Origin of the sequence: Neopusillimonas aromaticivorans (assembly GCF_030344915.1) — a bacterium.
GTDB classification, from domain to species: Bacteria; Pseudomonadota; Gammaproteobacteria; order Burkholderiales; family Burkholderiaceae_B; genus Neopusillimonas; species Neopusillimonas aromaticivorans.
Genome location: NZ_CP128233.1, coordinates 865,244 through 885,971, shown reverse-complemented (window position 1 = coordinate 885,971; position 20,728 = coordinate 865,244). Strand labels below are relative to the sequence as shown.

At 57.7% G+C, this 20,728-nt stretch carries 17 protein-coding genes and 6 pseudogenes; 11 read left to right on the top strand and 12 right to left on the bottom strand.

Annotated elements, in window-relative coordinates:
- Positions 1 to 38 precede the first annotated feature (38 nt).
- From N7E01_RS04690 to N7E01_RS04665, 6 genes and pseudogenes are all read right to left on the bottom strand, one after another.
- Positions 39 to 566, bottom strand: a complete 528-nt coding sequence (locus N7E01_RS04690) for a hypothetical protein (RefSeq protein WP_289174797.1) — start codon at positions 564 to 566, stop codon at positions 39 to 41.
- A gap of 87 nt (positions 567 to 653) precedes the next feature.
- Complete coding sequence (locus tag N7E01_RS04685) at positions 654 to 974, bottom strand: putative nucleotidyltransferase substrate binding domain-containing protein (RefSeq protein ID WP_289175739.1); 321 nt, start codon at positions 972 to 974, stop codon at positions 654 to 656.
- Between the two features lie 14 nt (positions 975 to 988).
- Positions 989 to 1,606 carry a DUF294 nucleotidyltransferase-like domain-containing protein gene (locus tag N7E01_RS04680; protein ID WP_289174796.1) on the bottom strand — a complete coding sequence of 206 codons (618 nt, stop codon included), beginning with the start codon at positions 1,604 to 1,606 and terminating at the stop codon, positions 989 to 991.
- Complete coding sequence (locus N7E01_RS04675; protein ID WP_289174795.1) at positions 1,600 to 2,490, bottom strand: CBS domain-containing protein; 891 nt, start codon at positions 2,488 to 2,490, stop codon at positions 1,600 to 1,602. The genes N7E01_RS04680 and N7E01_RS04675 overlap by 7 nt, the downstream gene beginning before the upstream one ends.
- Positions 2,491 to 2,617: 127 nt before the next feature.
- Positions 2,618 to 4,441, bottom strand: coding sequence for a sodium:solute symporter family protein (locus tag N7E01_RS04670; protein WP_289174794.1), 1,824 nt, complete (start codon positions 4,439 to 4,441; stop codon positions 2,618 to 2,620).
- Between the two features lie 11 nt (positions 4,442 to 4,452).
- Positions 4,453 to 4,709, bottom strand: a pseudogene (locus tag N7E01_RS04665) (DUF4212 domain-containing protein).
- Positions 4,710 to 5,365: 656 nt separating this feature from the next.
- Between N7E01_RS04665 and N7E01_RS04660 the strand changes: the two are divergent.
- The 4 genes and pseudogenes from N7E01_RS04660 to N7E01_RS04645 all read left to right on the top strand — a co-directional run bounded on the left by N7E01_RS04660 (position 5,366) and on the right by N7E01_RS04645 (position 9,669).
- A complete protein-coding gene (locus N7E01_RS04660; RefSeq protein WP_289174793.1) occupies positions 5,366 to 6,175 on the top strand; it encodes a sodium/glutamate symporter in 810 nt (269 codons plus the stop codon).
- A pseudogene (locus N7E01_RS04655) lies at positions 6,058 to 6,408 on the top strand (sodium/glutamate symporter); the annotation flags it as partial. The gene N7E01_RS04660 and the pseudogene N7E01_RS04655, both read left to right, overlap by 118 nt.
- A 171-nt stretch (positions 6,409 to 6,579) precedes the next feature.
- Positions 6,580 to 8,064, top strand: a pseudogene (locus N7E01_RS04650) (TAXI family TRAP transporter solute-binding subunit).
- Positions 8,065 to 8,067: 3 nt separating this feature from the next.
- On the top strand, positions 8,068 to 9,669 hold the full coding sequence (locus tag N7E01_RS04645; RefSeq protein WP_289174792.1) for a bifunctional aminoglycoside phosphotransferase/ATP-binding protein: 1,602 nt from the start codon (positions 8,068 to 8,070) through the stop codon (positions 9,667 to 9,669).
- Here N7E01_RS04645 and N7E01_RS04640 read toward each other — a convergent pair.
- From N7E01_RS04640 to modA, 4 genes and pseudogenes are all read right to left on the bottom strand, one after another.
- On the bottom strand, positions 9,649 to 9,807 hold the full coding sequence (locus N7E01_RS04640) for a TOBE domain-containing protein (protein ID WP_289175738.1): 159 nt from the start codon (positions 9,805 to 9,807) through the stop codon (positions 9,649 to 9,651). The two genes, N7E01_RS04645 and N7E01_RS04640, sit on opposite strands and share 21 nt — an antisense overlap.
- A 229-nt stretch (positions 9,808 to 10,036) precedes the next feature.
- Positions 10,037 to 10,740, bottom strand: a pseudogene (modC, locus tag N7E01_RS04635) (molybdenum ABC transporter ATP-binding protein).
- 63 nt (positions 10,741 to 10,803) lie between these two features.
- The gene (gene modB / locus N7E01_RS04630; RefSeq protein WP_289174791.1) at positions 10,804 to 11,484 is read right to left on the bottom strand and encodes a molybdate ABC transporter permease subunit; all 681 of its coding nucleotides are present in this window, start codon (positions 11,482 to 11,484) and stop codon (positions 10,804 to 10,806) included.
- Positions 11,481 to 12,344 (bottom strand): molybdate ABC transporter substrate-binding protein, encoded by an 864-nt coding sequence (gene modA, locus N7E01_RS04625; protein ID WP_289174790.1) that lies wholly within the window; start codon positions 12,342 to 12,344, stop codon positions 11,481 to 11,483. The genes modB and modA overlap by 4 nt, the downstream gene beginning before the upstream one ends.
- 13 nt (positions 12,345 to 12,357) lie before the next feature.
- Between modA and N7E01_RS04620 the strand changes: the two genes are divergently transcribed.
- From N7E01_RS04620 to N7E01_RS04605, 3 genes and pseudogenes are all read left to right on the top strand, one after another.
- Positions 12,358 to 13,152: a TOBE domain-containing protein gene (locus tag N7E01_RS04620; RefSeq protein ID WP_289174789.1), complete on the top strand. Its 795-nt coding sequence runs from the start codon at positions 12,358 to 12,360 to the stop codon at positions 13,150 to 13,152.
- A gap of 66 nt (positions 13,153 to 13,218) precedes the next feature.
- A pseudogene (gene brnQ, locus N7E01_RS18435) lies at positions 13,219 to 14,417 on the top strand (branched-chain amino acid transport system II carrier protein).
- Positions 14,418 to 14,685: 268 nt separating this feature from the next.
- Positions 14,686 to 16,305, top strand: coding sequence for a methyl-accepting chemotaxis protein (locus tag N7E01_RS04605; RefSeq protein ID WP_289174787.1), 1,620 nt, complete (start codon positions 14,686 to 14,688; stop codon positions 16,303 to 16,305).
- A 42-nt stretch (positions 16,306 to 16,347) separates the two neighbouring features.
- Here N7E01_RS04605 and N7E01_RS18430 read toward each other — a convergent pair whose 3' ends face one another.
- Together N7E01_RS18430 and N7E01_RS18425 are read right to left on the bottom strand one after the other, a co-directional pair.
- On the bottom strand, positions 16,348 to 16,779 hold the full coding sequence (locus tag N7E01_RS18430; protein WP_350494944.1) for a sodium-dependent bicarbonate transport family permease: 432 nt from the start codon (positions 16,777 to 16,779) through the stop codon (positions 16,348 to 16,350).
- Positions 16,761 to 17,141, bottom strand: a complete 381-nt coding sequence (locus N7E01_RS18425; RefSeq protein WP_350494943.1) for a sodium-dependent bicarbonate transport family permease — start codon at positions 17,139 to 17,141, stop codon at positions 16,761 to 16,763. Before N7E01_RS18425 ends, N7E01_RS18430 begins: the two co-directional genes overlap by 19 nt.
- On the opposite strand from N7E01_RS18425, the gene N7E01_RS18420 reads away from it, so the two are divergent.
- The 4 genes and pseudogenes from N7E01_RS18420 to N7E01_RS04580 all read left to right on the top strand — a co-directional run bounded on the left by N7E01_RS18420 (position 17,085) and on the right by N7E01_RS04580 (position 20,725).
- Positions 17,085 to 17,939 carry a LysR substrate-binding domain-containing protein gene (locus tag N7E01_RS18420; protein ID WP_350494942.1) on the top strand — a complete coding sequence of 285 codons (855 nt, stop codon included), beginning with the start codon at positions 17,085 to 17,087 and terminating at the stop codon, positions 17,937 to 17,939. The genes N7E01_RS18425 and N7E01_RS18420 overlap by 57 nt on opposite strands.
- Positions 17,821 to 19,085, top strand: a pseudogene (locus N7E01_RS04590) (TIGR03862 family flavoprotein). The gene N7E01_RS18420 and the pseudogene N7E01_RS04590 overlap by 119 nt, the downstream one beginning before the upstream one ends.
- Before the next feature lie 155 nt (positions 19,086 to 19,240).
- A complete protein-coding gene (locus tag N7E01_RS04585; RefSeq protein ID WP_289174785.1) occupies positions 19,241 to 20,041 on the top strand; it encodes a polysaccharide biosynthesis/export family protein in 801 nt (266 codons plus the stop codon).
- 15 nt (positions 20,042 to 20,056) lie between these two features.
- Positions 20,057 to 20,725 (top strand): SGNH/GDSL hydrolase family protein, encoded by a 669-nt coding sequence (locus tag N7E01_RS04580; RefSeq protein ID WP_289174784.1) that lies wholly within the window; start codon positions 20,057 to 20,059, stop codon positions 20,723 to 20,725.
- Positions 20,726 to 20,728: the final 3 nt, after the last annotated feature.

Below are 20,728 nucleotides of genomic sequence, written 5' to 3'. Positions count from 1 at the left end.
CAGGATTCTGAGCCGGGGCCGGCTGCTGAACGCCATGATCAAGCCTTGCAGACAATGCCCAGCAAGGCGGTATCTTCGGCGGCAGATTGCCATTGTGTGCCGCTGAGTGTACCGTCCGCCGACAAACTGGCCGTGTTGCCAAGGTCGGCGCGAAGCTGTCTCTGGCAATCGAAAGCAACACTGACCACCCGGGTGGGTTGCCAGCGTTCAATTAAAAACAGTTCTGTTCTGGCCAGTTCGGGGCGCTGTTCAGAGCGGGCGATGGCACGCGTGTCGATGGCGATAAAACGGGCCGTCACCGGTGCGATGTAGGTCCAGGGCGCCCAGGGTGCGCTGCGTTGCCCGGTGCTGGCCACGACGACATGTTCGGGCAAGGCATTCTGCAGCCGTGAGAACCAGGTGTATTCATTCCATACGGCGTAGGCCAGCACACTAAGGCCGATGGTGGCCGGCATGACCCATCGCTGTAATTGGCGCCCGGAGCGCCGCAGGAAGCGGCCGGCGATGAACACCAGGCAAAATGCCAGGGCGGCAACGGCAAGCATGGCGATGAAATCAGCCCACATATGAAGAGTCTCCGCCGAATGGGTGTCGTTGTTGAGTCATTATTGATATCAGGTCCAGATGATTTGAACGAAGGATGGGTTGACTGCCTAAACAGGAACATGACGACCATGTCCGGCCGAGGCCTGCATGGTGCGAACCACCACAAAGGCATCGCGCAGGTGGTTGCGCTGGAATTCCGGCAGTTCCGAGGGTGTCAGATAGTTATCGGGCTTTTGGCCTGACCGGATCAGTTGAACCTGGCTTTCAAGCCTTAGGGTCGCGATCAGGTCGTACGCCGCAATCAATTCGTCGGTACCGCCGGATGAAATAATACCGGCGTGGCCGGCCGCTTGCAGGCGTGCCCGGGTATTGATTTCGGTCAGTTGGCCTTGCAGGGCGTACACCCTGGCCAGGTCAGTGACGGGAATGACGCCGTTGTGTTTCAGGTCGATTTGATGGCGGTTGCGCGCAGTGCGTATGGTAGAGAACCCCGGATCAACCCAAGTGGTGGCGTGTGTTTGAGGCTGTTGGCGACCATGTGAGCCATGAAAATCGTGTTTTTCGATGCGGCCTGGAGTGTTTCGGCCTGAAGGGTGTCATACAGTGCGGTGTTGCCGCCAATCGGACGCAGGTCAAACATGACGGACGCCAGCATGTGTGATTCCGGAGCGTGATGAGTCATCCAGTTCTGAAAATAGTGACGCCAGGTGCTGATCGGTTGTCGCCAGCGCGGGTTGGTGGCCATCATGTCACCGGGGCAGTACACATAACCACAGTCGTTCAGACCATCGCATACAAAGCGGGCCAGTTGTTCAAAGTAGGGCAGGTCGTCGGGTGTTACGCTGTCGTCAAGAAACAGGCAGTTATCCTGGTCGGAGACGCCGGTTTGTTCCTGCCGACCCTGGCTGCCACAGGCCAGCCACAAGAACGGCACCGGCGCCGGCCCCAGGCGTTCCTGGGCCATCGCCAGCAGGCGCTTGGTAATGGCATCGGTAACGTCGGTAATCTGGCGTGTGACCACTTCGTGACGCTGCTGGCTTGCCACCAGCTGGGTCAGCATTTTGGGCAGTGCGCGCGCAAGCTGGCCAGTTGTTTGATGTCTTTGGCCTGGCTGATGTCATGGATCATCAAGGCGCTGCTGACGGCCTGGAAGCGGGTTAAATCCGTTTGCGTGATGATGCCGTAGAAATCACCATAGTGCACAATCGGCAAATGGCCGATATTGTTTTCCATCATGGTGCGCAATACATCGGCACCCAGTGCCGTAGGGGGCAGGCAGGGCGGGTTTGCGGTCATGACCTGGCTGACCGGTGTGCCGGCATCAAGCCCTTCAGCCAGTACCCGGTTGGCCAGGTCGCGCACCGTCACGATACCCACAAGGTGTTGTGTGCCCGGTGTCAGTACGCCGAGGCATGAAATTCCTTCGTCGCGCATGATGCGGGCGGCCCTGAAGACGGGTGTGTCGGGTGAGCAGGCAATGGCTTTGCGGGTGATCAGGTCTTCAACCTTCAGTGAGTTCAGGTCGGTAGGGCGGTTGGCAGTACGGTTGCCGTAGTAAAAGAAGTGGTCAAAGACACTGGAATGACGGATCAGGCGGCGGAATTCGGGTGCCGGGATGAGCAGGGTTTCGGTTGCCGAGCGGGCCTGGGCGGTGGTTGACGCCAGCCCTTCACCGCTGCGCATCAACCCGCGTTCACCAAAGCTCTGGCGTTTTGACAACTGGGAAACCACCTGGCAGTTTCGATCAGTCACTTCCACGTCGCCCGAAACAATGACATGGACACCGTCAAGGGGTTCGTCAATGCGGTAGATAAACTCTCCGGGTTGGTAGTGTTTTGCCACCAGAATTTTGCCCAACCGGGTCAATTCTTCGCGTGACAGGCTGTCATACGGGGCCAGTGATTCAAGAAACCCGGTAGCGTCGAGGGTGGGCGTATTCTGCATGGTCGCGGGAAACCTCGTTTTTCAGTCCAGGGGCAGGCATTATCTGTAAATGACGCAGGGTGCCCGTGGCACCCTGGTCTGTGTTGCCGTGATGCCGGTCTGGCCAGGGCCAGACCGGCAGACGAGGTTAGTGCGAGCTGGCTGCCCCCGCACCTTTGGGGATGCGGATGGATTCAACCAGGTCTTGCACGTGCTTGGGCGGCGCTTCGGTAACCGAAGAGACCAGGTAGGCCACAATGAAGTTCAGTAACGCGCCAACGGCACCGATGGACAGCGGCGAGATACCGAAGACATAGTTTGCCGGTGTATCGGGCAGGTTATTGGTACCCGGAATGAAGAACCAGCCTTTGTACACAAAGATGTAGACGGCGGTAAACACCAGGCCAACCAGCATGCCAGCGATGGCGCCCTGCTTGTTGATGCGTTTCCAGAAGATACCCATCATCAGTGCGGGGAAGATGGTTGCTGCGGCCAGGCCGAACGCCAGAGCGACCACCTGGGCGGCAAACCCCGGAGGGTTCAGCCCCAGCCAGGTCGCCACCACGATGGCGAAGGTCATGGAAATGCGGGCTGCCGTCAACTCGCCTTTTTCTGTGATGTCAGGCTTGATGGAACCCTTGATCAGGTCGTGAGAAATGGCAGATGAAATCGCAAGCAACAAGCCGGCTGCAGTTGAAAGCGCTGCTGCCAGTGCCCCGGCTGCGACCAGCGCGATGACCCAGCCGGGCAGCGCTGCAATTTCCGGGTTGGCCAGTACCATGATGTCGTTGTCGACTTTGGTCAGTTCATTGCCTTTCCAGCCTTTTTCAGCCGCCATTTTCATGATGGGAGAGTCGGCGGGGGCTTTGTCGTTGTAGTACTGGATCAGGCCGTCGCCATTTTTGTCTTCCATGGTCAGTAAACCGGTTTTCTCCCAGGTGCGGATCCAGGACAGTTCGGGCTTGCTGTCGATGTCGGCGCGCGAGATGGCGTTACCACTGGTGGCCGAGGCTGTGATGGCGGCGGGCCACATGGTGGTGGTCAGGTTCAGGCGGGCCATTGAGCCGACTGCAGGGGCCACGGTGTAGAGCAGGGCAATGAAAACCAGGGCCCAGCCAGCAGATGAACGGGCATCGGCCACTTTGGGTACTGTGAAGAAACGGATGATGACGTGGGGCAGGCCGGCCGTACCGATCATGAGCGACATGGTGAACAGAAACATGTTCAGCCGGTTGCTGGTGTCGGCCGTGTAGGCGGTGAAGCCCAGTTCGGTGACGACCTGGTCAAGTTTGGCCAGCAACGAAATGTCGCCACCCGATGGAGCATAGCTGCCCACCAGACCCACTTGAGGCAGCAGGTCGCCGGTCAGGTTGAGCGAAATGAACAGCGCGGGTACCGTATAGGCGATGATCAGCACGACATACTGTGCCACCTGGGTGTAGGTAATGCCCTTCATGCCGCCGAACACGGCGTATACAAACACGATGGCTGCGCCGATGTACAGCCCCATGTCGGTGGACACTTCAAGGAAGCGTGAGAACGTAACCCCGACCCCGCGCATTTGCCCGATAACGTAGGTGATGGAGATGATAATCAGGCAAACTACGGCCAGCAGGCGTGCACCTCCGGAATAGAAGCGGTCACCGATAAACTCGGGTACGGTGAATTTGCCGAATTTGCGCAGGTAAGGTGCCAGCAGCAAGGCCAGCAGTACATAGCCCCTGTCCAGCCCATAAGGAAAGCGGATTGGGTGTACCCCCGCCGGCGACAGTGCAATGATGCCCGCCATTGAAATGAATGAGGCCGCCGACATCCAGTCGGCACCGGTGGCCATGCCGTTGAGTACGGGATGAACGCCTTGGCCGGCCGCATAAAATTCAGAGGTTGTGCCTGCGCGGGCCCAGAACGCAATGCCGATGTAAATGGCAAACGTAAAGCCCACGAAAATCAGGTTAAGTGCAAATTGATCCATGAACAGCCCCTTTATTCTTCAACGCCGTGTTCACGGTCGAGTTTGTTCATCATTTTGGTATACACAAAAATCAGGATGATGAAGATGTAAATGGAACCGTTTTGTGCCATCCAGAAGCCGAGGTCGGCGCCCCCACCGAAATGCCCATGAGAGCCGGCCGCCAGATGATGCCCATGCCGAATGAGCACAAGAACCATATAACCAGCGATATCAGAATGATGCGGACGTTGGCCTTCCAGTAAGCGTCCGATGATGCTTTGTCTACCATACGAGTGTCTCCGTGTTGTTTTAATTGGCCCGCCAGCGGGAAGCGGGCTGTACTGCGATGCCCCTTGCCAGGGGCTGCCAGACGACCTGGGTAACGGCGGCAAACTGCCCGTTACGCCGGGAGTATGGCAAGACAGCAGGCCGCCGGCAGTAACACCGGAAGCCGCATACGAAACAACCCCGCATGACGACGGGGTTGTACTAAAACGTGAAAGACATGACGGGATATTGTTGGCCAGCGGCAGGCCGGGATGCCATGGGGGCACCGTACGCGCTGACGCAAAGCCTGCGCAAGGCGTTGAAGAAGTGCAAAACATGCTGCCTGTCATACAGGCCCCCTTTGCATTGAACCGTGCCCAATGGCCGGATCTTTGGTTTTCCCCCGCAGCTTGCCGGGGTGCTTGTCTGTTATTTTGCAGACCTGCGGCATAGTGCCGCCGACCACTGTTTTTTCTGGATTCTATACCTGTTGGTTTGTATTGTGCACACTTTATTATTGAACCCGTATACGGTTTTGCCCTAATCAAAAGCCGGGTTATGCTTGCGAAATAACCATATCAAAGCGGGTAATCGACCCATCCTCCGGCCTCGTTTGCTGTCCTGTTCTGTTGTCCAGGGTGGGGTGCTCCAGGTTACCCGTTCGTCAACGAGGCTTTCATGATTTCTCTTAATGCGGTTGAAACGCTGCTTGCCTGCTGCGTTGTGTTGCTCGTGGGGCGGGTGCTGACGTCCCGCATCGGGTTTTTAGCCCGTTACAGCATTCCTGACCCTGTGGTCGGGGGCATACTTTTTGCGCTGGTGGTTTATGCCGTGTTCAAACAGACCGGGGCCAGCGTTTCGCTTGAAACCAGTATCCGGCCAACCTTGATGCTGCTGTTTTTCAGTTGTATTGGTCTGACGGCCAATCTTAAATTGCTGGTAGCCGGTGGGCCTAAACTGATCGCGTTTTTGCTGGTGCTCGCGCCTTTCGTAGCCTTGCAGAATGTTGTCGGCCTGGGTATGGCATGGTTGCTTGACCTGCACCCTCTGATGGGGTTGGTTGGGGGCTCAATAACGCTGGTTGGCGGGCACGGAACCGGTGCAGCCTATGCCGGCCGTTTTGCCGATGTCAATAATATCCAGAATATTATGGCGCTGGCGATGACGTCGGCCACCATTGGTCTGGTGCTGGGCGGTATTATCGGCGGGCCGGTGGCAGAGCGCCTCATTCGCCGTTTCAGGCTCGATGGTTCGCTGGATGGCCGTGCGGCTGTCCAGGCGGCAACCCTCAGGCAGATCACGATATGGTCCCGGTTGCGCCCGACTCGGGGCCGTACATTGTCTCGCTCACGGTGGCTTTCATCTGTCTGGTGGCGGGTGCCTTCCTGGCCAGTGCCACCGAGGGCAGTGCCGTCAGCGTCCCCAACTTTCTTTGGTGTATGGTTATCGGCATTCTTATCCGCAATGGGGGTGGCCGATTGGGCCTGAAGCTGAATGATCAGGCTACCGAAATGCTGGGCACCTTGTCGTTGTCCATTTTCCTGGGGCTGACCATGATGACGCTTGATATCGGCAGCATGATGGCGTTGGCCGGGCCATTGGCTCTTATCCTGGTGGTGCAGGCCCTGTTTGCCGCAGTCTACGCTTCGCTTGTTGTTTTCAGGGCCTTGCGCAAAGACTACGAGGCGGCGGTAATGTCGGCCGCATTTTGCGGCTTTTCCATGGGGGCGACGGCGACGGCCATCGCCAATATGCAAGCGTTGACGCGTCGTCATGGTCCTGCGCCACAGTCTTTCATTGTCGTTCCGGTCACCGGGGCGTTTCTGGTGGACATCATCAACGTGATTGTTCTGACCACCTTCCTGTCGTTGCCGTTCGTCGGGGGCTCTGATATGTTGCAGCGCTTGCTCATTGTGGTGTGTTGCCTTTTTCTGGCGGCGTGCAGCCGTCAACCCGATGCCGACAGGCTAAGGTCCGACGTCCAGCAGCGTCTGGCCGCCACGTATGGTCCGGATGTCTTTTCCATCGTAGAACTGGTGCGTCAGGGGCGGCCACTGACAGCACGGCCCCCGAGGGTCAAGAGCGTCGCGTTGTGTATTACGACATCGTGCTCGAGTTCACAAAAGATTTCACCCTGGATGCCTGGGATCGCCCCGGTGTCGCTTCGCTGGTGACCTTGCTTGGGGCCGGGCCGCGCAGTATCAGCGGTGTACGTTCCGGGGGCAACCAGGCGGGTGATCAGCTGGTCGCTCATGCCAGCGCCATTTACCGCAAAGAAGGATCCGGCTGGGTTGCGGTGGCGCCACCCGGTGTCAGTACCGCTCAAGCCCCGGCGCTGGATACCGGTGGCCCGGCCCCGGTGTCGCGACGTTTGCTGGCCACACTCGATGAAATTTCGTCATCGGTGGCACGTGGCGGTTCCGGCGGCGAGCGGATCGTGCAGCAAGAGCTTGAACGCTCGGTCGCCCGGATCAATGGTCGTCTCAGCCGCATGCACAAGGGGCTGCCATTGGCCGGCGGGCCCGATCGTGGCGAGTACGTGGCGTTTGCTAGGGCTCTTGCCTCGCTTGAGTCTCCCGGCCAGGCCAGAATTGCGGCGTTGATCACGGGCGGAGGGGCGGACAATATTGAAATGTTGCGCAGCGGTGATGCGGTGCTGGCGCTGGCGCAGGCCGATACAGCCCTGATGGCTTATGAAGGTGCCGGCCCGTTCGCTGCCCGGGGTGCATTTACCCGACTTCGTGCGCTGGGCAGCCTCTATCCTGAACTGGTTCATATCGTGGTTCGTGACGAAAAAGCCTATCAGCGGGTTGCCGATCTCAAGCATAAAAAAGTGGCCTTGGGGCCTGCAGGGTCTGCCGTGCGGGCAACGCTTGAGCGGGTATTGGCGGCACATGGTCTTGAGGTGGGTCGTGACTATACCCCCGTCGATATGCCATTCTCGGCAGCATTGCCGTTGCTTGAGGCGGGTAAGGTCGATGCGGCCGTTCATGTCATTGGCATTCCTGCAGCGCCGCTGCGCGATGCGGTGGCGCAGGCCCATTTGAAGCTGCTACCCCTTGATCGTAGGGCGATTCGAGTTCTGGTTGACGAACAGCCGGCTCTGATGGCGCTGGATATCGCACAGGGGTGTATCCTGACCAGGATGAGCCGGTCCCTTCGGTGGGGATGTCAGCGTTGCTGCTGACCACCACAGAGCTGACCCGTGATGAAGCGATTGAACTGGTTAACCGGGTGTATAAAAGGGGTATGACCTTTTGGCCGTGGGTTCGGCGCAGGGCGCGCAAGTGTCGGCGTCCAGCGCCCGTATGGGGGTCACGGTGCCTTTGCACGAGGGTGCTGACGAAGCGCTGGCGGCTTTGGGCAGCAAACCATGATCCGTGCTTTTGTTGTCGGTGGTGTCACGTTTGAAAGGTGGCGGTTTGTCTGATCCTGTTTCTGCGGTTGTGGCGTTTCTGGTTCGTGAAGGCGTCCGGGCGGGCGAGGGTGCACCTGATACGGTTCATACCCATATCTCTGTCATTGTGCGGTTTAATCAGGTGGTCTACAAGGTCAAGCGCCCGGTATCCTTTCCTTATCTTGATTTTTCAACACCGCAAAAGCGCTACGAGGCTTGCCTGAAAGAGCTGGCCCTGAACCGGCGTACGGCCCCTGAACTCTATCTGGGGGTGCGGCGTATTACGCGCGGGGCCGATGGCACGCTTGAATTTGACGGGCCGGGTGAACTGGTTGAGGCCGCGCTGCAAATGCGTCGTTTCGATGATGACGGGTTGCTGGCGACCATGGCGCAACGCGGGCAGTTGGATGCCAACCTGATGACGCGCGTGGCCGCTGCTGTAGCAGAGAGTCACCGGCAGGCTCCGGTGTGGTCAGGGGCTTCCGGGGCCGACCGTTTGCGTGCGGTACTTGCCCTGAACCAGCGCTCCGAAGCGGGTTCAGTCGAGGTGCTGGGCTCCGATCTGCCGCAACGTCTGAATCGCGCATTGGCTGCAGAACTTGAGCACTGCTCCGGTTTGCTGGACGTGCGTGCGGCCAACGGCAGGGTGCGTCATTGTCATGGCGACTTGCATCTGGGCAATCTTTGCGTGTACCACGATGAGCCGGTGCTGTTTGATTGCCTTGAGTTTAACGACGAGATGGCGACGATCGATGTGCTTTACGATCTTTCGTTTGTCCTGATGGATTTATGGCGCTTTGGTCAGCCGGCCTTGGCTAACTGGGTCATGAATCGTTATCTTGATCTGGCCGATGAGGCCGATGGCTTGCCGGTAATGCCGTTTTTTATGGCGTTACGGGCTGCAATACGGGCACAGATCCTGGCCACTCAGGCCGGGCAGGCACGGGGTGCTGGTGATGATGTTCGTGCCTTGGCGTGTGTCGGGCAGGCCATGACGTACCTTGATCTTGCGTTTGCCTTTCTCAAGCGCAGGCCGCCGGCTTTGCTGGCCATTGGCGGTCTCAGCGGCTCGGGCAAATCAACCGTTGCAGCTGCAGTGGCCTACGCGTTCGGTCCGGTACCGGGTGCCCGGGTCTTGTCCAGTGACCGTTTGCGTAAACGGCTGTTTTCAGTGGTGGCAACCACGCGCTTGCCGCCAGAGGCGTATGCATCCGGGGTCTCGGAACAGGTGTATGCCGAACAGCGGCGGCAGTCCTTGCAACTGCTGGGGTCCGGGGTCGCTGTCGTGGCTGATGCCGTGTTTTCCCGGCCAGACGAACGTGAGAAACTGGCACAGTGTGCCGCGACGACGGCGGTTCCTTTTGTCGGAGTATGGCTGGATGTCCCGCCAGAACGGCTGTTTGAACGGGTGGCTGCGCGTCAGAATGACCCATCGGATGCAACCGGAGACGTTGTGAGGCGTCAGCTGCATGCCGATGTGGGTGCAATGACATGGCATCGCGTGTTGGCCGAAGGGAGCGTTGATGACGTCGCCCAGGCCGTGTTGGGGCAGGCTGCGGCGTGTTTACCTGACCAGTGCTACTGATTTGATCTGGGCCCAGACCGTCTGGCCGGCTGTCAGGTCCAGTGTTTCGCGTGCCCGGCGTGTAATCCGCGCAATCAGGGTTGTGTCTGCGTGAGCAAGCTTGACCAGCACCTGGGCGGGGTGGGTGTCAGGCTGAATTGATTCAATGCGGCACGGGACCAGATTCTGAATGCTGGTGTTTTCTGGTTTTTGCGTGGCAATACTGACGTCTCGGGCCAGTACCAGCAGGCGAACGCTCTGGTTTTCGTGCAGGCCGGCATGCGGGATTTCAAAACCGTGGCGCCCACCGCTATTTTCGCCATATTCCAGCCGGCATCGACATGTATCACCCGGCCTTTCAGAACCGTGCCGGCTTCGTCCCCGCTGATCAGGGTGGGTCCATCGCTGTCAGTACGTCATGAACCTCACCCTGTGTCCTGACGTTTCCGTGCTCGAGGACGACAACATGATCGGCTAGCCGCTGTAATTCATTAGCCGAGTGCGTGACGTAGAGCATGGGGATACGGAATTCATCATGCAGCTTTTCAAGCCAGGGCAGCACATCCTCTCGTCGCGAAACGTCCAGTGAAGCCAGTGGCTCGTCAAGCAGTAAAAGGCGCGGCTGCGTGGCCAAGGCCCGCGCGATGGCCACGCGTTGGCGCTCACCGCCCGACAAACTATCGGGTCGACGGTCAAGCAAGTGCCCGATCCCCAGCAGTGCTATCGCCTCAGTCAGTACCTGACCAGAGTTCGGGGCGGGTCGACGTTTGATGCCGTACTCAAGGTTGTCTTTGACGCTCAGGTGATTGAACAGACTGGCCTCCTGGAAAACGTAACCCAGGGGCGGCGCCAGGTCGGCCTGTTGATGTTTTGACGGTCGTCGTGCCAGACCTCGCCATTGATGATGATGGTGGCCGAGGCGGGTGTTTCAAGTCCGGCCACGCAGCGCAGCAGGCTTGTTTTGCCTGACCCGGAGGCCCCAAACAGCACTGTGATGCCTGAACCCGGCAGTTTAAGGTCGACTTTCAGGGTAAAGCCGACACGGGGAAGTGTCAGGGCAATATCAAGGGTATCGGCGTGGTTTTTGGCCATGGCGTTTTTTCTGAGGTTGTGACAATCGGCAAAGCCCGGTGCGCCCGCCGGGCGAAAGCGTGTCTATAGCAGACGAGCGGGTTGACGCCGCAGTGCGGCCAGAGCCAGCAATACAGCAAATGAGAATACCAGCATGCTGGCCGCCAACCAGTGGGCCTGCGAGTAGTCCATGGCTTCAACGTACCCGTAAATCTGGGTCGAGATGACACGGGTCTGGCCAGGAATATTGCCACCAATCATCAGGACAACCCCGAACTCGCCAACGGTATGGGCAAAACTCAGGATGGCCGCTGTCAGGATGCCGCTGCGAGCTTGCGGAATGGCGACAGTGAAAAATGCGTTCAGCGGGCTGGCCCCGAGGGTGGCGGCTGCTTCCATCGGGCGTCGGCCCATGGCTTCGAAAGCGTTGTGAACCGGTTGTACAGCAAAGGGTAATGAAAAAATGACGGAGCCGATGACCAGGCCTGTGAACGTGAAAGAAAAAATTCCCCAACCCATGGCTTGGGTGAACTGCCCCAGCGGGCCATTGGGCCCCATCGCGATCAACAGATAAAAGCCCAAGACCGATGGGGGTAAAACCAGAGGTAGCGTGACCAGAGCGTGGACGGGAGCCTGCAACCTCGAACGTGCCTGGACCAGCCACCAGGCCAGCGGTATGGCGATAACCAGCAACACCACTGTGCTGATTGTGGCAAGTTCAAGCGTCAGCCAGATGGCCTGAAGGGATGCCTGGGAAAGGGTCATGGGTCAACTGGTGCAGTGTCTATGCCGTAGCCGAAGCTTTTAATGATACCCAAGGCTTCAGTGCCGTGCAGCCATTTGACCAGTGCGCGGGCGGCCTGATTGTCTTTGGCCCGGTTGAGTATCACCATGTCCTGGCGCAAGGGGGCATACAGATGTTGCGGCACGACCCAGTGTGACCCGGCCGCCTCTTTGCCAAGACTTGCGACCTGGGAGCCTGCGACAAAGCCTAATGTTGCATTTTCGGTAACGACGAACTGCCAGGTCTGGCCGATGCTTTCCCCGTAGACAAACTTCGGTTCAAGGGTCTTGGCCAGCCCGAGGGCTTCAAGGGTTTGCAAGGCGGCCTTGCCGTAGGGGGCCAGCTTTGGATCTGCCAAGGCGATTTTGCTGAAATTTCCGTTTTTCAGGATGTTGCCCTGACTGTCGACGAGGCCTGGGTTTTGGCTATAAAGTACCAGCGTGCCAATGGCGTAGGTCCGGCGCGATTCTGCCAAGGCCAGCCCTTCGTTCACCAGTTTCTCGGGTGTGGTGGTATCGGCGGCCAGCAGTACATCGAAGGGCGCACCGTGCTGGATCTGGGCGTAAAAGCGTCCGGTCGAACCGACCGCGATCTGGAGTGTGTGACCAGTTGCTGCTTCAAAACCTGTCGCGATTTTTTGCATGGGTGCACTGAAGTTGGCAGCAACGGCGACCGCCAGGGTGTCGGCGCTGGCGGCCTGAGGAACCAGCGCAACCAGGCTGGCGCCGATCGTGAGCATAGAAAGCAGTTTTTTCATGAAATCCTCGCTATTCCAAAAATGAATAGCGAATCGTATCACGATATTATAAGCGTTGTTCCAACCAGGAATAACGTATTTCACCGGAAATCAGGCCGTGACTTTTCTACCTTTTGATGAGCTGCTGGGGTTTGAGGCCAGCGACAAACGTCTGGATATTTTGCGACGGGTGGGCGAGGCTGGCTCCATTTCAAAAGCGGCACGTTCAGCCGGCGTGAGCTATAAGGCGGCGTGGCAGGCTATAGAAACATTGACGAATTTGGCAGGTACGCCATTGATCAATACGGCCGTTGGCGGTAGTGGTGGAGGAGGGGCGGTCTTGACGTCCGCCGGTCAGAAATTGCTGGTTGTGGCCGCTGCATTTGCTCAGGCACGTCAGCAATTACTGGCACAATTGGTCGAATCAACCGATACCGAGGTTGCCGGTGTGACATCGGCGGTGGTTGCCGCAGGGTTGCGCACCAGCATGCGCAATCAGTTCCCCTGTGTTGTCGATGGTGTGGCTATCGAGGCGGGGCACGTTACTGTGACTCTAAGGTTGTCTGATGCAACCGTTTTTTGTGCGCGAGTCACGCAAGAAAGTGCAGAGCTGTTGGGTTTATGTCCCGGAAGGCCGGTGCTTGCCTTGTTCAAGGCCACGGCGGTCCGTATAAACCCTTCCCCGGCGGAGGCCTTGGCGAAAGAGGCGGACATCAATTTGTTCTACGGTGAGGTTCGCCGAAGCGTTGCAGGGGCAGGTGCGGAAGTCGGCCTGATGCTGCCGGCCGGTATTCATCTAACGGGGTTTGTTGCGGAACAGACAACGTTGAGCACGGGTGATGCGGCGGTAGCGTCGGTTAGCCCGGCCGCTGTTGTCATCGCGGTGACAGGGCAGGGCCTTGCGCTAATATGACGACAATTGTTCTACACAATTTTTTCTTGCCGAAAACACAGATCACCTGACGGCGCACTTATTTACATGCAAACACTGAAACTGTCTGACCTTATTGCCCTGGGCTTCATGACCTTCGCCCTGTTTCTGGGGGCAGGCAATATCATTTTTCCTCCTCTTGTTGGGCTCTTGGCGGGCGACGACATGGGGATGGCCTCGGTCGGTTTTCTGTTGACGGGCGTTGGTTTGCCCCTCGTCACCATTGTTGCGTTGGCCAGGGTTGGCGGTGGGCTTGATGAGCTGACTGTTCCCATCGGGAGAGTGGCCGGGGTGTTGTTTGCGGTTCTGGTTTATCTGGCGATCGGCCCACTGTTTGCCGCACCGCGTACGGCGGTGGTGTCGTTCGAGATTGGCCTGGCGCCATTCGTGGGTGACAGCCCTGTACCGTTGCTGGTGTATTCGCTCGTGTATTTTTCGTTGGTGCTCTGGATCACCCTGAATCCGACGCGCCTTATTGATAATGTCGGGAAAGTCATCACGCCGGTTCTGATTGTCGCGCTGCTGGTTCTGGGAGGCGCAGCCGTTATCGTCCCCGCCGGTGAAATCGCCGGTGGCAGTCCGGCCTACCGTGACGCACCCTGGTACAGGGGTTTCTTCAGGGCTACCAGACAATGGACGCGCTGGCGGCGCTGGTGTTCGGCATTGTTGTGGTCAATGCCATTCGTAGTCGCGGCATCCACGACCGGTCTTTACAGGCGCGTTACGCGATCATTGCAGCGATTATTGCCGCAGCGGGTTTGGCGCTGGTCTATCTGTCATTGATTTATCTTGGCGCCAGCAGCGGCGAAGCGCTGCACCCGGGTGCCGAAACAGGTGTTCCCTTGTTGTCAGGCTTTGCCCGTTATGCTTTTGGCGCAACCGGTACCTGGGTACTCGCGGTTGTCATTGTGCTGGCCTGCCTGACGACTGCCGTGGGTGTGCTGGCCGCGTGCGGTCAGTATTTCAGCGTGCTGCTCAAGGTTTCTTATGCACGGGCCGTAGTGGTGTTTTGCCTGTTTAGTGCTGTCGTGGCTAATCTCGGTCTGACGCAGCTGATCAGTGTGTCGGTACCCGTGCTGGTGGCTATGTATCCCGTTGCCATTGTGCTGGTTTTGCTTAGCCTGTTGTCAAATTGGTGGATCCGACCTTCGCGTGTATTTGTTCCTGCCATGACGATGGCGGCCCTGTTTGGTGCGATTGAAAGCCTCAAAATGGCTGAGCTGGCGGGCTGGGCCCCTCGTGGTTAGGGGCATTACCGGGAGCTTCGGCCGGTTTGGGCTGGGTTGTGCCGGTACTTATAGGTACCGGTGCAGGTATTTTGACTGATCGATTCTTTTCCATTAGTAAGCGCTGGTAACTCTATCGTACAGCCTGCTGAATGTTTAGGGTTCAACTTTCTAGGTATTTTCCATAACATCGCCCGGGTTGGGCTTTTCTGTACAGGTTCGTTTGCTAATATTTGACCCGACTTTGTCTTTTATCAAGACATTCCAGGTTTTTGTTTCGGGGAAAAATATGCAGTACGGCGTTTCAGCAGCAGGCCCATCGGGCCAGTCGGGCGTGGCAGTCAGCCGGCCACGGTCAGGTCCGGTGGTGGCCGCCGAGTACGTACTCCGACCCGATGAAACCATCATTTCCAAAACTGATCTGCGCGGCAATGTGACGTATGCCAACGATAATTTCGTGCGCATCAGCGGTTACAGCCGTGATGAGCTTGTGGGGTCTCCTCAAAGCATCGAGCGTCACCCCTACATGCCCAGACAAGTCTTCGAGGATTTATGGGCAACCCTGAAAGAGGGTAAAGCCTGGGGCGGCATGATCAAGAACCGTTGCCGTAACGGCGATGAATATTGGGTCCTGGCCTTTGTCGCCCCGATTGTCAAAAATGGTCAAACCACGGGCTACACATCAATACGTGTCAAGCCTCCCGAGGCTGCGTTGCGGGCCACACAGGCCTTGTATGATCGCCTGAACGCAGGGGATACTTCGGTGGTGCTGCGCAACGGTGTGCCAACGCCGACATCCTTTGGGGCCCGTGTCAAACGCTTCTTCAATTTCTCATTGAAGGCCAAGTTCAATTTGCTGGCGTTGCTGGTTACCGCTGTGCTGGGCAATGGTGTTGTCGAGGTACTGCTCAATGGCAATCCGGCCGAGGTGCTGTTTATCTTGCCTGGCTGGGCCTTGATCATGCTTGGGCTGTATGCCTTGCGTCGTTCTGTCGTTACACCGCTTAAAGAAGCGACCGAGTTTCTGGGCTCTTTGAGCAGCGGCAATTTGTATGACCGCATTCCGGCGCGGGGTGATGATGAGTTGGGCCAGGTCAGCCAGTGGTTGCGGATTTTGCAGGTCAATATCAAGCTGCTGGTGGGCCAGATTCAGGAATCCACCCGTCAGGTCAACGAAAGCTCGTCAAGCATTGCCCAGGGCAATACCGAACTGGCGGCCCGCACCGAGGCGCAGTCGGCCAGTCTTCAGCAAACGGCTGCGGCGATGGATGAAATTACGTCCACGGTTACCAGCAATGCCGATAATGCGGCTTCTGCCAGCGATCTGGTGCACCGAACGTCTGAGGTGGCGCGTGATGGCCGTGCTGCAGTCAGTCAGGTGACGGCGGTCATGGACGATATTTATGAAGGATCCCGCAAAATCACCGACATTATTGCGGTGATCGACAGCATCGCCTTTCAGACCAATATTCTTGCCTTGAATGCTGCAGTAGAGGCGGCACGCGCGGGCGAGCAAGGCCGTGGCTTTGCCGTCGTGGCGGGTGAAGTCCGTGCATTGGCTCAGCGTAGTGCAACCGCAGCAAAAGAGATCAAGGAGTTGATCGTCACGTCCTCCGGCAATGTTGAAAAGGCCCATGGCTCGGTTCGTGATGCCGAACGCACCATGAGTGAAATCCTGGACTCGGCCGACAAGGCGGCCCAGCTGATGACGGACATTGCCAACGCCAGTCGTGAGCAGAGCGTGGGTGTTTCCCAGGTCAGTACGGCGATTGCCCATCTTGATGAATTGAACTCCCAGAACGAGGCCCAGGTTGATGTTGTGGCGGATACGTCTCAGGGCATGTTGCGTCAGGCTCAGGTCCTGGCAGACCTGGTCAGTGAATTCAAGGTGGTTGCGCCAACCCGCTAAGACCATGAAAGTGAAAGGCCCCGTTTGGGGCCTTTCCAGGATTTAAAGGGTGGCCGCAACATTGACGTAAAGCGGTATGCCCAGAATGAGGTTGAACGGAAACGTGACGCCCAGTGACATGCCAAAGTACAGCGAAGGGTTGGCTTCGGGCAGGGCGTAGCGCAAAACGGCAGGTACGGCGATGTACGAGGCGCTTGCGGCCAGCACCATCAACAAGGCCGTGTTGCCGGCGCTGATACCGATCAGCCTCGCCAGCAGAAGTGCCAGTGTGGCATGGGCGAGTGGTGCAACTATGGCATAGGCTATCAGCCATTTGGGCTGTTTTTTCAGGTCTGCCATGCCTCGCGCAACCATCAGCCCCATGTCCAGCAGAAAAAATGCCAGCATGCCTTTGAACAGGTCGACGGAAAATGGCGCCATGACGGCTTCCCCTGCATCGCCCGTCAGCATGCCGATCAGCATGGCACCCAGCAACAGAAGCTGGGCGCCGTCCGTGAACGATTCATGCAGGATTTTTTCAATGGTACGTGTGTCTGCATGGGGTCACCCGTCAGCGCCAGTGTGCCATTCGTGCTGATCTGTGCCGAACGCGAAGCGTGCTGACTGCGCAGGCTGTTGGCGAAGACGACGGCCATGATGATGGCGGGTGATTCCATCAGTGCCATGGCGGCCGCCATGTGCCCTCCGTATGCGATGCCCTGATGGTCAAGAAATGGGCTGCGTTCGAGCAGCAAATCGACGCATTTAAAGGGCTGACCCGAGGGCGCTTGCGTCTGGCCGTGGTCAGCACCGCCAAGTATTTTGTTCCTGATCTGCTCGGGCAGTTTTGTGCCCAATATCCTGACGCCGATATTTCACTTGAGGTGCTCAATCGTGACGGTGTGCTTGAGCGGTTGATGGATAACCGCGATGATCTTTACATCATGTCGCAGCCACCCGATCAGTTGCCGTTGATCCGACATGAGTTCTTGCCCAACCGTCTGGTGCTTATCGCGCCACGCAGTCACCGTCTTGCCGGACAGCCTCGTCTTGATGTGAAGATGCTGGGCGACGAGCGTTTCATCGCGCGCGAACGAGGTTCCGGCACCCGTATGGCGAGCGATGCCTGGTTCGCCAGCAAGGGTTTTCATCCCGTCATACGGCTTGAGCTCGGCAGCAATGAAGCGGTCAAACGTTCGGTGGCAGCCGGTATGGGTTTGGCCGTGGTGTCCGAGCATGCACTCAGCCAGCATCATCCGCTGGAAGACGTGGTTGCGCTGGACGTCGAGGGTTTCCGATCAAGTCCAGTTGGTGGACCCTTTATCCATCTGGCAAACGGTTATCCCCCTGGCGTCAGTCTTTCTGGAGCACATCGATGCAATGGCCCAGCGCTGGTACAAGAACAGGCCGTAAAGGTTACCGACGGTTTGCTCCTGGTTTCCGATATGATCTGGGCCATATGTTTTGTTGGAGCGGATCATGACATCTTCTGCATCGCGGGTCGTTGCCGTGATTGGGGGCGGGCCGGCCGGGCTGATGGCCGCCGAGGTAATGGCGAGGGCGGGTGTCCGTGTCAGTGTGTACGAGGCCAAACCATCGTTAGGCCGCAAATTTTTGCGTGCCGGCGTTGGCGGGTTGAACATTACCTACGATGAACCCTTCGATCATTTTTGCGCCCGTTACGGTGATCGCCAGTCGTTCCTGAGGCCTCTGTTGATGCAGTTTGGCCCTGCCCAGGTGCGTGATTGGGCATTGGGTCTGGGTGTCGAAACCTTCGTTGGCTCATCGGGCAAGGTATTTCCCGTGGGCATGAAAGCGGCACCGTTACTTCGGGCCTGGGTTGCGCGGCTGCAAGCGCTGGGGTGCAATTTCACTCGCGCCATCGTTGGTTGGGTTGGGCCGATGACCATACCTTGCGGTTTGATTCGCCCGATGGCCTGAAAGCCGTTACAGCCGATGCCACTGTTCTGGCGCTAGGTGGGGGTAGCTGGCCGAAACTGGGCTCGGATGCCGCCTGGGTACCACTGCTGCAGGCCAGGGGTGTCGCAGTCGTGCCGTTGCAAAGTGCCAACAGCGGCTTTGATGTGCCCTGGAGCGATTATTTACGTGATAAACATGCCGGTTCCCAGCTCAAATCGATTGCCCTGACCTTTGTTGATGTGCATAACCTGCCCGAAACGCGGCGCGGTGAAATGGTGATCACCCGGAATGGCGTTGAAGGCAGTCTGGTGTATGCGTTTTCGCAGCGTCTGCGTGAAATGGTGGATCAAAAAGGCAGCGCGACGTTTTACCTTGATCTGATGCCAGACCGCAGTGAGCCGTCCGTGGTTGCCGAATTGACCCGTCCCCGCGGGGCGAGGTCATTTTCAAGCCACTTGCAAAGCCGTTTGGGGCTGGGTGGTGTCAAGGCGGCTTTGTTGTACGAGGTGCTTGATAAAACCGAATTGGCTGACCCCGTATGCGTTGCGCGTGCCATTAAGGCATTGCCGGTCACGGTTAATGAGCCTCGTCCAGTGGCCGAAGCCATCAGTACCGCAGGCGGTGTTGCTCTGGATGAGTTGACGGCAGGTCTGATGCTGCGCAAGATGCCGGGCGTGTTCGTTGCGGGCGAAATGCTTGATTGGGAGGCCCCTACCGGTGGGTATCTACTGACGGCCTGTCTGGCGTTGGGTCGCGGGGCAGGGCAGGGGTGGTTGAGTTTTTGCATCGTGCCTAAAAGGTTGGAGCGTGATGGTTCAGCATGGTTTTCGATGATGACCGGGTTGCGATTGTTGATAAATCGCGTATTTTGTTTTGCTTGAGCGTCATATTTCTTTTGATTAACTTCGTTGGGGTTTTCATGTGCAGATGTCGCGTTAGAATTTTTTCACTTTCTTGTCTGGAGAAGCTGGTGCCGGTCTTCCAAAGGTTTTTGGTGCTGTGCCTGTTGTGTATTGCGATTGGCCAGGGAAGTGTTTTGGCTCGTGATGCGTTTCCCGATGTATCGTCCTTTTCTGGCGGGTCCGGTCCTGTTACCGGTAATGCTGTCCGGGCTGTGGGCCCGGGTGACATGCTGCGCATCGTTGTGTTGGGGCAGCCCGAGTTGACCACTGACCTCACTGTGACCGCCTCGGGCGAAATTACTGCTCCTTTTCTTGGCACAATTAATGTCGAAAACCTTTCCCCCGAGGCCATTGCCCGAAAAATCGCCAAGGGAATGAAAGACGGGGGTTTCTTGCGCAGTCCACAGGTGGTTGTAGAGGTCACTCAAGTGCGCAGCCGGCTGGCATCGATTTACGGTGAAATCCAGCGTCCGGGGCGCTATGCCATCGAGGGTTCTTTGTCGTTGCTTGAATTGCTGGCTCTTGCCGGTGGTGTCCGTAATGGTGCCGATGACAGGGCTGTATTGATGCGACGGGCCATAGTGCAGGGCCAACCGCGTGAACAGCTTGAGTTTTTGGTGGGAAATCGCATTGTCCCTACCCGCGAAGTCCAAGATGTCGAGCTGCAGCCCGGCGACGTGGTGTTCATACCCACGGCTCCGCGCTTTTACATTTATGGTGAGGTGGGGCAGCCGGGGGCCTACCCGGCTGAGCAGGATTTGAACATCATGCGTGCGCTTGCGCTGGCGGGCGGTGTTAATGCTCGCGGCTCAGAGAGCCGGATTCTGATTCGAAGGGTCGATGAGTTCACCGGAGAAATGCAGGATATTTCAGTCGAGTTGTCTGATCCGGTTCTGCCGGGGGATGTCATCTACGTCAATGAACGTTGGTTTTAATCGTTAGGGGAAATTATGTCAGCTACTGCCGCTACGCTTGCCGGATTGAGTTTTCTTGTTCTGGGCGAAAGCCACATGTTGTACGAGTTGCGTGACCGGCTGTATGAAGATCTGAAGGCAGGTGGCGCTTCATATGTGCATGTGGTCGGCGCATGTGGCGCCAGCGCAATCGATTGGCTCAAGCCCCGAACTGTCGATTGCGGAGCCACCAGGAAAGACGGCGCTGAAGCCATGGTCACTGGCCCGGGTACCAAAACGCAGCTTATCGGTGACCTTATTAAGGCTGACAAGCCTGACGTTGTTCTTGTGGTCATCGGCGATACCATGGGTTCCTATGACAACCCGGCATTTCCCAAAGCGTGGGCGTGGCAGGGGGTCAGCAGCCTGACCAAGGCGATTGCGTCGACGAAAACGGCGTGTGTCTGGGTGGGGCCTGCGTATGGCAAGGCCGGTGGCCAATACAACAAGCTCGATGATCGCGTTGAAAGGGCCAATCGTTTTTTTGCAAGTTCAGTTAGCCCCTGTACCTACATCGACTCACTGAAATTCGCCAAGCCAGGTCAGTGGCGTACCTTTGACGGACAACATTTCGCTCCTGACGGTTATGCCGCCTGGAGCAAGGCGATTGTCAATGAATTGGGCGCTTTGCCCGCTGTCCAGCAACTGCGTGTTGTCAAAAAGTGAACG